Genomic DNA, 13,478 nt, shown 5'->3' on the forward strand with positions numbered 1-13,478 from the left:
GGTCACCGACAGGTGACACGCCCCTCGTTCTCACGGATCGGAAACGTCAGGAGACGCCGGCAACTCCCGGCGCCAGGAAACGCTGTCCGTTGACCGCCTCGGAGACACCGGTGCGATCGAGGTACGGGGTGATTCCTCCGTTCCAGAACGCGAAACCACCGCCGAGGATCAGGCACAGATCGATGTCCTCGGGGGCCGCGACCACGCCCTCGTCGAGCATGATGCGGATTTCCTCGGCGAACGCACGCCGGGTCCGATCGAGGACCTCGTCGGCGGTCGAGGGGTTCTCGCCCTGCGGCCACAGTGCAGCGACCTCGGGATCGACGACCTGCGCGCCTCCCTCGTAGGACCACACACCGGGCTTCTTCGCTGCGACGAGTGCCTCGAGGCCGGGGGAGGAGACGAAGCGATCCGGGTACGCGGCGTGGAGCGTCTCGCCGGTGTGCAGCGCGACGGCCGGCCCGACGAGCGCGAGCAGCGTGAACGGTGACATCGGCATACCGAGCGCGCCGACGGCATTGTCCGCCACCTCGAACGGCGTGCCCTCGTCCACCGCGGTCATGACCTCACCGAGGGTGCGGGTGACGAGGCGGTTGAACACGAAACCGGGCTTGTCGCCGCACAGCACAGCCGACTTCTTCAGCGACTTCGCGGTGGCGAATGCCGTGGCGAGGGTTGCGTCGTCGGTCTGCTCGCCCTTGATCACTTCGAGGAGAGGGAGGACCGCGACCGGGTTGAAGAAGTGGAACCCGACGACCCGCTCGGGGTGCTGCAGATCCGCGGCCATCTCGGTGATGGACAGCGACGACGTGTTGGTCGCGAGGATCGTCTCGGGCGAGATGTGCTGCTCGAGTTCGGCGAACACGTTCTTCTTGACATCCATGTTCTCGAACACGGCCTCGATGACGAAGTCCGTCTTCGCGAACGCGGCCTTGTCGAGAGAACCGGACACGAGCGCCTTCAGGCGGTTCGCGGCGTCGGGGGAGAGGCGACCCTTGCCCTGCAGCTTGTCGATCTCGGCGTGCACGTAGCCCACACCCTTGTCGATGCGCTCCTGATCGATGTCGGTGAGGATCACCGGCACCTTCAGCTGACGCACGAACAGCAGCGCGAGCTGGCTTGCCATCAGGCCGGCGCCGACGATGCCCACACCGGTGATCTTCCGGGCGAGCGATTTGTCGGGAGCCCCGGCCGGACGTTTCGCACGCTTGTTGACGAGATCGAACGAGTACAGGCCCGCGCGCAGTTCGTCGGTCAGCAACAGGTCGGCAAGTGCTTCGTCCTCGGCGGCGAATCCCTTGTCGAGCGACGCGGAGTCGGAGATGTCGGTGCCACGGGCGAGTTCGAGCAGTTCGATCGCGCGCAGTGCGGCGGGGGCGAAGCCCCGGGTCTTGCCGTCGACCAGGGCCTTGGCCCGGGCGATCGCGGCATCCCAGCCGGCGCCACGATCGATTTCGGGGCGTGCGGGTGTGATCTCACCGTTGATGACCTTCACGGCCCAGGCGAGCGATTGCTCGAGGAAGTCGGCCGAGCCGAAGACCTCGTCGGCGTAACCGAGCTTCTTCGCCTGGGCTGCGCGGACGGTGCGTCCGTTGTTCAGCGGGTTCTCGAGGATGAGCGTGACCGCGTGCTCCGGGCCGACGATGTTCGGCAGCAACTGCGTGCCACCCCACCCGGGGACGAGGCCGAGCATCGTCTCGGGCAGGCCCAGGGCCGGAACATTGTCCGCGACGGTGCGGTAGTGCGCGTGCAGACCCACTTCGAGTCCGCCACCGAGGGCCAGACCGTTCACGAACGCGAACGTCGGGACCGACGACTCGCGCAACTTCCGGAACACGTCGTGGCCGAGCTTGCCGAGCTCGACGCCCTGCGCGTGCTCGGTGACCGCGGGGACACCCTTGAGGTCGGCGCCGGCAGCGAAGATGAACGGCTTGCCGGTGACGGCGACAGCCACCGGATTCGCGGCGAACGCCTTGTCGAGGGCAGCGCCGAACGCGGCCAGCCCGGCGGGACCGAACGAATTCGGCTTGGTGTGATCGAACCCGTTGTCGAGGGTGACCAGGGCGATCTGCCCCTCGAGTCCGGGAACCGACACGAGTGTGGTGTAGGCGTTCGTCACGACCTCGTCGGCGAACAGGGACGAAAGATCGGTCATGTCTACTTGTCTCCCTCGAAGTTCGGGTTCTCCCAGATCACGGTGCCGCCCATGCCTAGACCGATGCACATGGTGGTCAGTCCGTAGCGCACCTCGGGGTGCTGCGCGAACTGGTGGGAGAGTTGGGTCATCAGGCGTACACCCGACGATGCGAGGGGGTGGCCGCACGCGATGGCGCCGCCCCACTGGTTGACGCGCGGGTCGTCGTCGGCGATGCCGAAGTGCTCGAGGAACGCGAGCACCTGTACGGCGAACGCCTCGTTGATCTCGAACAGGCCGATGTCGTCGATGCTCAGACCGGTGCGGGCAAGGACCTTCTCGGTCGCCGGAACGGGACCGATACCCATGACGGCCGGGTCGACACCTTGGAATGCGAAGCCGACCATGCGCATGCCGATGGGAAGACCGAGCTCACGCGCGGTGTCTTCGCCCGCGAGGATCGCGGCGGTCGCGCCGTCGTTGAGGCCGGCCGCGTTACCTGCCGTGATCCGGCCTGCGGGACGGAACGGGGTCTTGAGCTTCGCGAGATCTTCGATCGTCGTCCCGGGGCGGGGCGGCTCGTCCTCTGTGGCCAGTCCCCATCCCGAGCCCGAGCGGGTTGCGACGGGCACGAGTGTGTCGGCGATCCAGCCGGCCTTCTTGGCGGCGTCGTACTTGTTCTGGCTGTTCACCGCGTAGGCGTCGGTGCGGGCCTTGGTGATGCTGGGGAACCGGTCGTGCAGGTTCTCGGCGGTATTACCCATGACGAGCGCACTCGGGTCGACGAGCTTGTCGGCGAGGAAGCGTGGGTTGGGGTCGGCGCCCTCACCCATCGGGTGGCGGCCCATGTGCTCGACACCGCCGGCGATCACGACGTCGTACTGACCGAAGCCGATTCCCGATGCGGTGGTGGTCACTGCGGTCATCGCGCCGGCGCACATGCGGTCGATCGCGAACCCCGGCACGGTTTCGGGAAGCCCGGCGAGGATCGCGGAGGTGCGACCGATCGTCAGCCCCTGGTCGCCGGTCTGGGTGGTGGCCGCGACAGCGACCTCGTCGATGCGGGCGGGATCGAGCTGGGGGTTGCGGCGCATCAGTTCCCGGATGGCCTTGACGACGAGATCGTCGGCGCGGGTGTCGGCGTAGATGCCCTTCGGGCCCGCCTTGCCGAACGGGGTACGTATGCCGTCGACGAAGACGACGTTGCGTTGGTTCGAGGTGGTGGAAGCCACGCGTTTTCCTCCCGGTGGAGCGGTGTCCTCGCCGACACGTTCCGCGGCGAGGCGAGGCGGACCGGGCACCGAGCGGTGACCGGTCTCGTCATCACCCTACATCGTCATTACCGGTGAGTAACTTGCGTGGCGTGGTCGCCTCTAATTCTCGTCTGCAAGGGCCTTCGAAAGCCGTGTGACAGTCAATTCTCGCTGCCACGGACGCGCGCCCCCCGCCGCGAACCGGGAGTCGATGTAGGCGGCCGCGTCGGCGGTCGCGGGTAGCTCCCAGTCCCAGCACAGGCGTCGCACGAGCTCGGGGCTCACGAGATTTTCCACCGGCACCGAAACTTCCTCGCCCAACGCGGAGAGTTCCGTACGGGCGGCCGTCAGGCGAGCTGCAGCCTCGGGATGGTGACGTGCCCAGCGTCCCGCAGGAGGCGGACCATCGAGCGGTGGTGTCAGCGGTGGAAGTTCGGAATCGGGCAGAGCTCGGGCACGCTCGATCGCGGAGAGCCACGCCCGCGAGGACCGCCGCTGGCGCGGGCCGCCGAAGACGGGTAGCCCGCGCAGACCGTCGATGGTGTTCGGAACGGACTGTGCCGCCGACACAATTGCAGAATCCGGCAGGATCCGTCCCGGTGCGATATCGCGCCGAGTGGCGATCTCGTCGCGGGCCGTCCACAGCTCCCGAACGATCGCCAGCTTGCGGGCGTTCTTGATCGCATGGACCCCCGAGGTGCGACGCCACCGCTCGGGCTTCGGCTTCGGCGGACCCGCGAGCCGAATATGCTCGAACTCCTGTGCAGCCCACTCCGACTTGCCCTGCCGGTCCAACTCTGCGGCCATCTCGTCGCGGAGTTCGACGAGGATCTCGACGTCGAGCGCGGCGTAGTTGAGCCACGAATCGGGCAGCGGGCGTTTCGACCAGTCGGCAGCGCCGTGACCCTTCTTCAGTTCGAAACCGAGTGTCTGTGCGACGATCGCGGCGAGCCCGACCCGCGGGAATCCCGCGAGCCGCCCCGCGAGTTCGGTGTCGTAGAGCATCGCCGGACGCAGCCCGAGTTCCTCCAAGCCGGGCAGATCCTGATCGGCCGAATGCAAGACCCACTCGAGTTCGTTGATCACCGATGCGAGAGATCCGAGCCCTCCTGCGATCGGGATCGGATCGATCAGGACGGTCCCCGCACCGCGACGCCGGAGCTGGACGAGATACGCGCGGGCGGAATACCGATAACCCGATGCGCGCTCGGCGTCGACCGCGAGCGGACCGTGGCCACGCGCCAGCAGCGCCGCGGCCTCGTCGACGTCCGCCGCCGTCGTGACGACGTCGGGGACACCCTCTCGCGGTGCCAGCAACGGCACAGTGGCCGCAGCGGGCTCGTCGTCCGAAGGGATCGGGTCGTGATCGTTTCCTGCCGACATGGCCGTGACTCTATCGCTGCAGGCGAGAGACTCCGGTCGGTGGCAGTCCTGCTGCGTACGCAAGGACTTCGCAGAAGGCCTCGACGTGGGGTCCGAGCACCTCGGAGGTCGGCGTCCACGACGCACGCAATTCCAACTGATGTGCGTGTGCCGGCCCCGCGATGTCACCGAAACGCACCGAACTCGTCGAGGTGACCGTGCCTCCGAGCGCTGTGAGAGGTTCGTGGTGGGCCTCGAGCGCATCGACGAGCCAGCTCCACGCGACCTCGGGAAGCAACGGGTCGGCAGCCAGGCTCGCGTCGACATCGGCCTGGATGTACGAGACCAGGCGGGTGGTTCCGTGCCAGGCCTCGTCGCCATCGGGGTCGTACAACAGGATCAGCCGTCCGAACGCGTCGCCCTCCGAGTCTTCCGGAACATCGGTCTCGTCGGGATGGAGGACTTCGGCACCGAGCGCGTAGCTGAAAGGGGCGAGTCGCTGCGGCGGCCGGATCGGTTCGACCTCGATCTCCGGTCGCACGGTAGCCGCTTTCATCGCGTCGACAGCGGCGCGAAAGCGGGCCGGCTCGGCAGGCGAGGTGGTCACGCCAGCGGACGTTAGTGCCGGTGACCGAGCACACGCGGGAGGCGCGCCGATTCCAGCGGACCGGACACGCGTGGCAGCATGGGCAGCGACCCGTGCCTTTCGGAAGAACGAGGATCGATGACCGGCTTGGAGAACACGAACGTCGGCTCCCCTGCGGCCACGCAGTACCCCACGCGGCGGGCCCTCCCGCACGCCCCGCTTCTCGCCGCGGCCCGCGGCGAGAAACCAGCACACCGGCCGGTGTGGTTCATGCGTCAGGCAGGCCGCTCGCTGCCCGAATACCGCGAGATCCGAGTGGGAACCGGGATGCTCGAATCCTGCTTCGATCCCGACCTCGTGTGCGAGATCACCATGCAGCCCGTACGTCGTCACAAGGTCGACGCTGCGATCTTGTTCTCCGACATCGTGGTGCCCCTCAAAGCTGCGGGTGTCGACCTCGACATCGTCGCGGGTACCGGTCCGGTCGTTGCCGAACCGATCCGCACCGCCGCCGATGTCGCTGCACTCCCACGCCTCGAACCGGAAGAGGTCGGCGCCGTTGCGCGGGCAGTGACCATGCTGACCCGCGAACTGGGCGACACACCGCTCATCGGGTTCGCCGGTGCACCGTTCACACTCGCGTCGTACCTGGTCGAGGGCGGACCGAGCCGCAATCACGAACACACCAAAGCGCTCATGCACGCGGATCCGAAAACCTGGCATGCACTGCTCGGCAAGCTCACCGATATCGCCCTCGTGTTCCTGCGCGCGCAGCTCGAAGCCGGCGTCGACGCCGTTCAACTCTTCGATTCGTGGGCGGGTGCACTCTCACTCGCCGACTATCGGGAGTTCGTCATGCCGCATTCACAGCGGGTGTTCGCCGAACTCGAGTCCGCCGGTGTTCCCCGAATCCACTTCGGTGTCGGAACGGGCGAACTTCTCGGCGCGATGGGTGAGGTCGGCGCGGATGTCGTGGGTGTCGACTGGCGGGTGCCGCTCGACGTCGCGGCGCAGCGTGTCGGGGCAGGCAAGGTACTGCAGGGCAATCTCGACCCGGCGCTGTTGTTCGCCGGCTGGGACGTCGTCGACTCCGAAGTCCGTCGTGTGATCGCCTCTGCCGACCGCGCCCTCGCGACCGGCGCGACCGGACACATCTTCAACCTCGGTCACGGTGTGCTCCCCGACACCGATCCGACCATTCTCACCCGGGTCGTAGAGCTGGTGCATTCGCTGTGAGCGCGCCTGCCGTCGCCGTCGTCGGTGGCGGCATCACCGGACTCGTCGCGGCATATCGGCTGCGGGCGACGTTGGGCCCGGACGCCCGGATAGTGCTGCTCGAGCGCTCGGACCGACTCGGCGGCAAGCTTCGCACCGTCTCGCTGGCGGGTGCTCCCGTCGACGTCGGTGCCGAGGCATTCATCGGGCGGCGACCCGAGGTGCCCGCTCTGCTCGACGAACTCGGGCTCACCGATCAGCTCGTCCACCCGTCAGGAGCACGTCCCCTCGTCTACGCCGGCGCGGCACTGCACCCCATGCCGACCGGAACGTTGATGGGAATTCCCGCCGACGCCCGGTCCCTCGAAGGGCTCGTCGACGAGCACACCCTTGCCCGCATCGTGGGTGAGCCCGAGGTGCCTCTCGGCTGGGACCGCGACGGGGACATGTCGGTCGCAGAGTTGGTGGGGTCGCGGTTCGGCGAACAGGTGGTGCGCCGCAGCGTCGACCCGCTGCTCGGCGGCGTCTACTCCGGCCTGTCCGACACAGCGGGGGTACGCGCCACGGTGCCGACCCTCGCACGCGCACTCGACGACGGTGCGGCGAGCCTGACCGAGGCGGTCGCGAGCGCGCTCCCGACTCCCTCCGACAAGCCGGTGTTCGGCACGTTGCGCGGTGGCTACGGTGTGCTCCTCGACGCGCTCGAACGCGCAGCAGGCGCCGAGATCCACTACGGAACGGTCGCGTCGAACCTGCGTCGTAGCGGGAGTCGTTGGTCACTCGATCCGGTCGGTGAGGTCGATGGTGTGATCCTGGCGGTTCCCGCACCGGAGGCGGCGGCGTTGCTGACCGATCCGGTGCCTGCCGCCGCCGCGCACGCCGCCGAGATTCCGCTCGCGTCGTCGGTGACCGTGTCGCTCGCATTGCCGGCGGGCACAGCATTGCCACAGAACTCGGGCATCCTAGTCGCCACCGGGGAGACACTGGCGGCCAAGGCTTTCACGCTGTCGGGACGAAAGTGGCCGCATCTCGCAGAACGCGACGTCGCTCTCGTGCGCGCGTCGTTCGGCCGGTTCGGCGACGACCGGCTCGTCGATGCATCCGACGAACAGCTGAGCACTCTTGCCCGCGCCGACCTCGCCACCGTCACCGGAGTCACCGCTGAGCCCGTCGCGGCATTTGTGCAGCGGTGGCACGGCGGCCTGCCTCAGTACCGTGCCGGACACACCGAGATCGTGGCGGCGTTCGAGCGGGAAATCGACGGAATCGACGGAATTGCAGTGGCCGGCGCGATGCTGCACGGGGTAGGTGTTCCGGCGTGTGTCGAATCAGGCACAAAGGCCGCAGCACGGCTCGCGGCACGAGTGGCAGGATGAGAGTCATGGCACGTCTCGATTTCGACAAGCTCAATTCCACGCTTCGCTACGCGATGTGGTCGGTGTTCCAGGTCAGGCCGGGTGCGCTCGGTGAAGATCGGACGGAGGCGATCGAGGACTTCCAGAAGTTCCTCGCCTCCTTCGACAGCACCGACGTCATCGTGCGCGGGATCTACGACATTGCAGGGATGCGCGCCGACGCAGACTTCATGATCTGGACCCACGCCGAACACATCGAGGATCTGCAGAAGTTCTACGCTGAATTCCGTCGCACCACGATCCTCGGGCGTGCGAGTACCGCGGTGTGGTCGAACACCGCGCTGCACCGGCCGGCGGAGTTCAACAAGAGCCACCTCCCGGCGTTCGTCGCAGGTGAGGAACCGGGCGACTACATCTGTGTGTACCCGTTCGTGCGTTCGCTCGACTGGTATCTGCTTCCGGATGCCGATCGTCGCAAGATGCTTGCCGACCACGGCAAGGAAGCGCGTCCGTACCCGGACGTGCGCGCGAACACCGTTCCGTCGTTCGCGCTCGGTGACTACGAATGGATTCTTGCGTTCGAAGCCCCCGCGCTCGATCGGATCGTCGACCTGATGCGCGACCTGCGTGCCACCGAGGCACGGCGGCACGTCCGGGAGGAGACGCCGTTCTTCTCCGGTCCGCGTGTCGCGCCAGAGTCGCTGATCGCTTCACTTCCCTGATCATGTCCGACGGGGCGCGGTACTCCCATATGGCGCACGCGAGGTACTCGCATATGGCGCACGCGAGGTACTCGCATATGGCGCACTGGGGGATGTATTCGGCGGAGGTGCGCGAGGGCGAGGTTGTCGCTGCGCACCCGTTCGCCGGCGACCGCGACCCGTCGCCCATCCTCGGGAACGTGCCGGGCTCGGTGCGGCACCGCGCCCGCATCGCCGGGCCTGTGGTGCGTCGAGGGTGGCTCGAACATGGTCCCGGGCCCAGCAGTAGACGCGGCAGCGACGAGTTCGTCGCCGTGTCGTGGGACGAACTGACCGAACTGCTCGCCGGTGAATTGCGACGCGTCGCGGATCGCTACGGCAACCGTGCGATCTTCGGTGGTTCGTACGGATGGTCGGCGCCCGGACGATTCCATCATGCGCAGAGCCAGGTGCACCGCTTCCTCAAGATGTTCGGCGGTTACACCCGCTCGGTGCACAGCTATTCGCTCGGCGCGACCGGTGTGGTCATGCCCCACGTCGTCGGGACCCACTGGAAACTGTTCGCGCGTTCGACCCATTGGGATCTCATCGCCCGGCACACCGAGCTGCTCGTGTGCTTCGGCGGCGTCCCCGTGAAGAACACCTCCATCAACGACGGCGGGAACAGCGACCACCCCACCCGCGACGCGCTCGACCGTATGCGGGCCCGTGGTGGCCGTATCGTGTCGATCAGTCCGCTTCGTGACGACACACATGGCGAGTGCGAGTGGCTCGCACCGCGGCCGGGGAGCGATGTCGCGGTCATGCTCGCGTTGGCGTATGTTCTTGCCACCGAGGGCCTGGCCGACCGCCGATTCCTCGATCGTTACTGCACGGGCTACGACAAGTTCGAGGACTATCTGCTCGGCCGTACCGACGGGATCCCGAAATCACCGCCGTGGGCGGCGGAGTTGACGGGATTGTCCGCGCGGACATTGATCGATCTCGCACACCGAATGGCGTCCTCGCGCACGTTGGTGACGGTGTCGTGGTCTTTGCAGCGGGTTCGGCACGGCGAGCAGGCGCCGTGGGCCGGAATCACATTGGCGGCGATGCTCGGACAGATCGGTGTGCCGGGGGGAGGATTCGGTCACGGCTACGGATCGATGAACGAGCCGGGCACTGCGCCGGTGCCGTACCCGCTGCCCACGCTGTTCCAGGGCAACAACGACGTGGACGACTTCATCCCGGTGGCTGCGATCTCCGATCTGTTGCTGCGACCGGGGGAGAAGTTCGACTACGACGGCAAGCAGTACACGTTCCCCGACATCCGGCTCGTCTACTGGGCGGGCGGAAATCCGTTCCATCACCATCAGGACATCGGTCGGCTCCGTCGTGCATTGGGACGCCCCGACACGATCGTGGTCCACGATCCGTACTGGACCCCGATGGCAAAACATGCCGACATCGTCGTGCCCTCCACCACGACCCTCGAGCGCAACGATCTCACCTGCACTCGCAGCGACCCGCTGTTGGTAGCGATGCAGGCGGCGGTACCCCGGTTCGAAGAGGCCCGCGACGACTACGACACGTTCTCGGCGCTCGCCTACCGACTCGGTTTCGGCGATCGGTTCACCGAGAAACGCAGCGCGCACGAGTGGCTCGAATATCTCTACGAGCAGTGGCGCGGTTTCGTCCTCGCCGATTCGGCCAGGGTCGAGGACCCACCCGAGTTCGAGGAATTCTGGCATCGCGGTCATGTGCGGATGCGGACCGAGGACGATCTGACGTTGTTCGAGGAGTTCCGCGACGACCCGCAGCGCGACCCGCTGCGGACCCCGAGTGGCCGCATCGAGATCTTCTCCGCGGACATCGACGGGTTCGGCTACGACGATTGCGCGGGGCATCCGAAGTGGTACGAGCCCGACGAGTGGCTCGGAGGTGCACGTGCCGAGCGGTTCCCGCTGCACCTGATCGCGAACCAGCCGCGGAGTCGGCTCCACGGCCAACTCGATCACGGCGCGGTCAGTCAGGCGTCGAAGATTCGGGGACGCGAACCGATCCGGATGCATCCCTTTGACGCTGCATCGCGCGACCTCTCGGAAGGGGACGTGGTGCGGGTGTTCAACGACCGTGGTGCCTGCCTTGCCGGGGTCGCACTCGACGCCGGAGTGTTGCGCGGGGTGGTCCAGCTCTCGACCGGCGCGTGGTACGACCCCCTCGACCCCGAGGATCCCGGGTCGATGTGTGTGCACGGAAATCCGAACGTGCTCACTGCCGATGTGGGCACGTCGCGACTGTCGCACGGCTGCACCGGACAACATGTTCTCGTCGAGATCGAACGCTTCGACGGTGAGCTCCCACCGATTCGCGCGTACGACCCGCCCGCCATCCGGCGCCGTATGTGAAATACGTCACCATGATGAGTGATGTCCCAGTAGCCTGAATGTTCATGAAGCGTCGCGCAGTAAGCAACCGTTGTCTGCGGGCTGCCGGCGCCGCAGTGGCCTTGATCCTGTTCGCAGGCGCGTGTGCGGATTCGGGTGACGACACCGCACAGGCCACGTCGCCGGGACCGACGACCTCTGCCACAGGCGCGTCTCCGACCGGCACCGTGTCTCCGGTCGACCAGGCCGGACTGCAAGCCGCATTGGACGCGGGCGCGCAGGAGTTCCTGCTGCCCGGCGCGGTGGCGCTGCTGCATACGCCGTCCGGCACCATCACCGCAACGTATGGCACCACCGAACGTGACGGCGGCGATCCAGTCTCTGCCGACGACCATATCCGTGTGGGTTCCAATACCAAGACCTGGACCGCGACCGTCATCCTGCAGCTGGTCCAGGAGGGCAACATCGCGCTCTCGGATCCGGTGTCGGAGCATCGGCCCGACGTGCCGAACGGCGAGAACATCACGATCGAACAGCTCTTGAACATGCGCTCCGGTCTGTACAACTACAGCGAGACACCGGAACTGAACGAGGCACTGGACAACGACCCCCAGCGTGTCTGGTCACCCGAGGACCTGCTCGCCCTCGCCTTCGCGAACCCGCCCTACTTCCCGCCCGGCGAGGGATATCACTATTCGAACACCAATTACGTGTTGCTCGGCCTGATCGCCGAGCAACTCGAGGGCAGGCCGTTGCCGCAGATCTACGACGACCGGATCTTCCGATCCACCCGGATGACGGAATCGTCGTATCCGGATGTCACCGACACGTCGATTCCCACCCCTTACTCGCACGGGTACTTCTACGGCACCAACATGCTCACCCTCACCTATCCGGCGCTGCCGCAGAGCATGCAGGACGAAGCGAAGGCAGGCACCCTCGCCCCGACCGACGTCACGAACAACAATCCTTCGTGGACGTCGTCGGCCGGAATGGGTATCTCCACCGCGAACGACCTCGCGACCTGGGTGAAGGCGCTCACCGACGGCTCGATGCTCGACGCGGACCTGCAACAGCAGCGGATGGACAGCATCCTCCCGACCGATCCGTCCGTGCCGGAGGCGGCAGGCTACGGCTGGGGAATCGCCAAGATGGGCCCGATGTACGGCCACACCGGCGAGCTCCCCGGATACAACTCGTTCATGGGTTCGGATCCCGAGAACGGCGTCACGCTCATCGTATGGACAAACCTGGCTCCCGGTGTCGACGGCCGCGACCCGGCCTCGACGATCGCGAAGGGCCTGATCGACGAGATGTACGCGAACTGAGGCGACAGAGCCATTAGCTTCGACACCATGACGAACTCGTACGACGCGGTCCTGTTCGATTTCTCCGGCACGCTCTTCCGGCTCGAGGAGGACGACAGCTGGATGGAGCAGATCACCGACAGTGCCGGTGCGTCGTTCGACGTGCACCAGCAGGCCGAACTGATGCGGCGCCTCACAGCACCGACCGGGCAACCGGTCGAGATGGATGCGGAGGAGCATCACGCCTGGACCAATCGTGACCGCGACCCGAAATGGCATCGGGAGGCGTACCTCACCGTGCTACGCAAGTCAGGCGTCGCCGACCCGCGACAGGCACAGAATCTGTACGCCAAGGTGACAGACCCGGACTGCTGGACCGTGTACCCCGACACGGTTCCGGTGATCGAGGCGTTGTCCGGCGACGGCTACCGCGTCGGTGTCCTCAGCAACATCGCTTTCGACATCCGGCCGGCCTTCGCGGCCCTCGGTATCGACGACCTCGTCTCGGCATTCACGCTGTCGTTCGAAGTCGGCGCGGTCAAACCCGAGGCGGAGATCTTCCGGCACGCGGTCGACACGCTCGGTGTCGCGCCGGAGCGCACCCTCATGATCGGAGACAGCGAGAAGGCCGACGGCGCAGCCCGTGAGATCGGATGCTCGTTCCAGCTCGTCGAACCTCGTCCGACCGCGGAACGACCCGATGCCTTGTGGCGAGCACTGTCGGCCGCCGGCATCAACCCTTCGGAACCAGGCGCAGGGAGATCGAGTTGATGCAGTACCTCTGATCTGTGGGTGTCGGGTAGCCTTCGCCCTCGAACACGTGACCCATGTGGCTGTGGCACGACGCGCACAGAACCTCGACGCGCCGCATTCCGAGGCTGTCGTCGGTGCGCAGGATCACGGCCTCGGATTCGGCCGGATCGAAGAACGACGGCCAGCCGCAGTGCGAAGGGAACTTCTCCGAGCTACGGAACAACTCTGCACCACACGCGCGGCACTCGTAGACACCGTCGGTCTCGATATCGGTGTATTCGCCGGTGAAGGGGCGTTCGGTACCCGCCTGGCGTAGCACGGCGTACTCTTCCGGGCTGAGCTTGGCGCGCCACTCGTCGTCGCTGTGCGTGACCTTCGGCGTGGGTTCCGATCGGGGAGTGGTAGTCATGGGACCCACGCTAGCGGTGCCGGGGTCGCCGTGCCAC

11 protein-coding genes are annotated in these 13,478 nt (G+C 66.7%); 6 read left to right on the forward strand and 5 right to left on the reverse strand.

Annotated elements, in window-relative coordinates; genetic code table 11:
* Positions 1–46: 46 nt before the first annotated feature.
* The 4 genes from ACFWB0_RS18040 to ACFWB0_RS18055 all read right to left on the reverse strand — a co-directional run bounded on the left by ACFWB0_RS18040 (position 47) and on the right by ACFWB0_RS18055 (position 5,356).
* Positions 47–2,155, reverse strand: a complete 2,109-nt coding sequence (locus ACFWB0_RS18040) for a 3-hydroxyacyl-CoA dehydrogenase NAD-binding domain-containing protein (protein WP_378491837.1) — start codon at positions 2,153–2,155, stop codon at positions 47–49.
* Between the two features lie 2 nt (positions 2,156–2,157).
* The gene (locus ACFWB0_RS18045) at positions 2,158–3,366 is read right to left on the reverse strand and encodes a thiolase family protein (protein ID WP_378491838.1); all 1,209 of its coding nucleotides are present in this window, start codon (positions 3,364–3,366) and stop codon (positions 2,158–2,160) included.
* Between the two features lie 141 nt (positions 3,367–3,507).
* Positions 3,508–4,770, reverse strand: a complete 1,263-nt coding sequence (locus ACFWB0_RS18050) for an HRDC domain-containing protein (protein WP_378491839.1) — start codon at positions 4,768–4,770, stop codon at positions 3,508–3,510.
* Positions 4,771–4,780: 10 nt separating this feature from the next.
* A complete protein-coding gene (locus ACFWB0_RS18055; RefSeq protein ID WP_378491840.1) occupies positions 4,781–5,356 on the reverse strand; it encodes a DUF3000 domain-containing protein in 576 nt (191 codons plus the stop codon).
* Between the two features lie 117 nt (positions 5,357–5,473).
* On the opposite strand from ACFWB0_RS18055, the gene hemE reads away from it, so the two are divergent.
* From hemE to ACFWB0_RS18085, 6 genes are all read left to right on the forward strand, one after another.
* A complete protein-coding gene (gene hemE / locus ACFWB0_RS18060) occupies positions 5,474–6,571 on the forward strand; it encodes a uroporphyrinogen decarboxylase (RefSeq protein ID WP_378491841.1) in 1,098 nt (365 codons plus the stop codon).
* Positions 6,568–7,926, forward strand: coding sequence for a protoporphyrinogen oxidase (locus tag ACFWB0_RS18065; RefSeq protein WP_378491842.1), 1,359 nt, complete (start codon positions 6,568–6,570; stop codon positions 7,924–7,926). The genes hemE and ACFWB0_RS18065 overlap by 4 nt, the downstream gene beginning before the upstream one ends.
* A gap of 5 nt (positions 7,927–7,931) precedes the next feature.
* Positions 7,932–8,627: a hydrogen peroxide-dependent heme synthase gene (gene hemQ, locus ACFWB0_RS18070; protein ID WP_378491843.1), complete on the forward strand. Its 696-nt coding sequence runs from the start codon at positions 7,932–7,934 to the stop codon at positions 8,625–8,627.
* Positions 8,628–8,704: 77 nt separating this feature from the next.
* Entirely contained in the window at positions 8,705–10,993 is a 2,289-nt protein-coding gene (locus ACFWB0_RS18075; protein WP_378491844.1) for a molybdopterin-dependent oxidoreductase, read from the forward strand.
* 44 nt (positions 10,994–11,037) lie between these two features.
* Positions 11,038–12,300: a serine hydrolase domain-containing protein gene (locus ACFWB0_RS18080; RefSeq protein WP_378491845.1), complete on the forward strand. Its 1,263-nt coding sequence runs from the start codon at positions 11,038–11,040 to the stop codon at positions 12,298–12,300.
* A 27-nt stretch (positions 12,301–12,327) separates the two neighbouring features.
* On the forward strand, positions 12,328–13,050 hold the full coding sequence (locus tag ACFWB0_RS18085) for an HAD family hydrolase (protein ID WP_378491846.1): 723 nt from the start codon (positions 12,328–12,330) through the stop codon (positions 13,048–13,050).
* Here the strand turns inward: ACFWB0_RS18085 and msrB are convergent.
* Positions 13,013–13,441 (reverse strand): peptide-methionine (R)-S-oxide reductase MsrB, encoded by a 429-nt coding sequence (msrB, locus tag ACFWB0_RS18090; protein ID WP_378491847.1) that lies wholly within the window; start codon positions 13,439–13,441, stop codon positions 13,013–13,015. The two genes, ACFWB0_RS18085 and msrB, sit on opposite strands and share 38 nt — an antisense overlap.
* Between the last annotated feature and the right edge of the window lie 37 nt (positions 13,442–13,478).

The organism is Rhodococcus sp. NPDC060086 (assembly GCF_042730275.1).
Lineage (GTDB): Bacteria > Actinomycetota > Actinomycetes > Mycobacteriales > Mycobacteriaceae > Rhodococcus.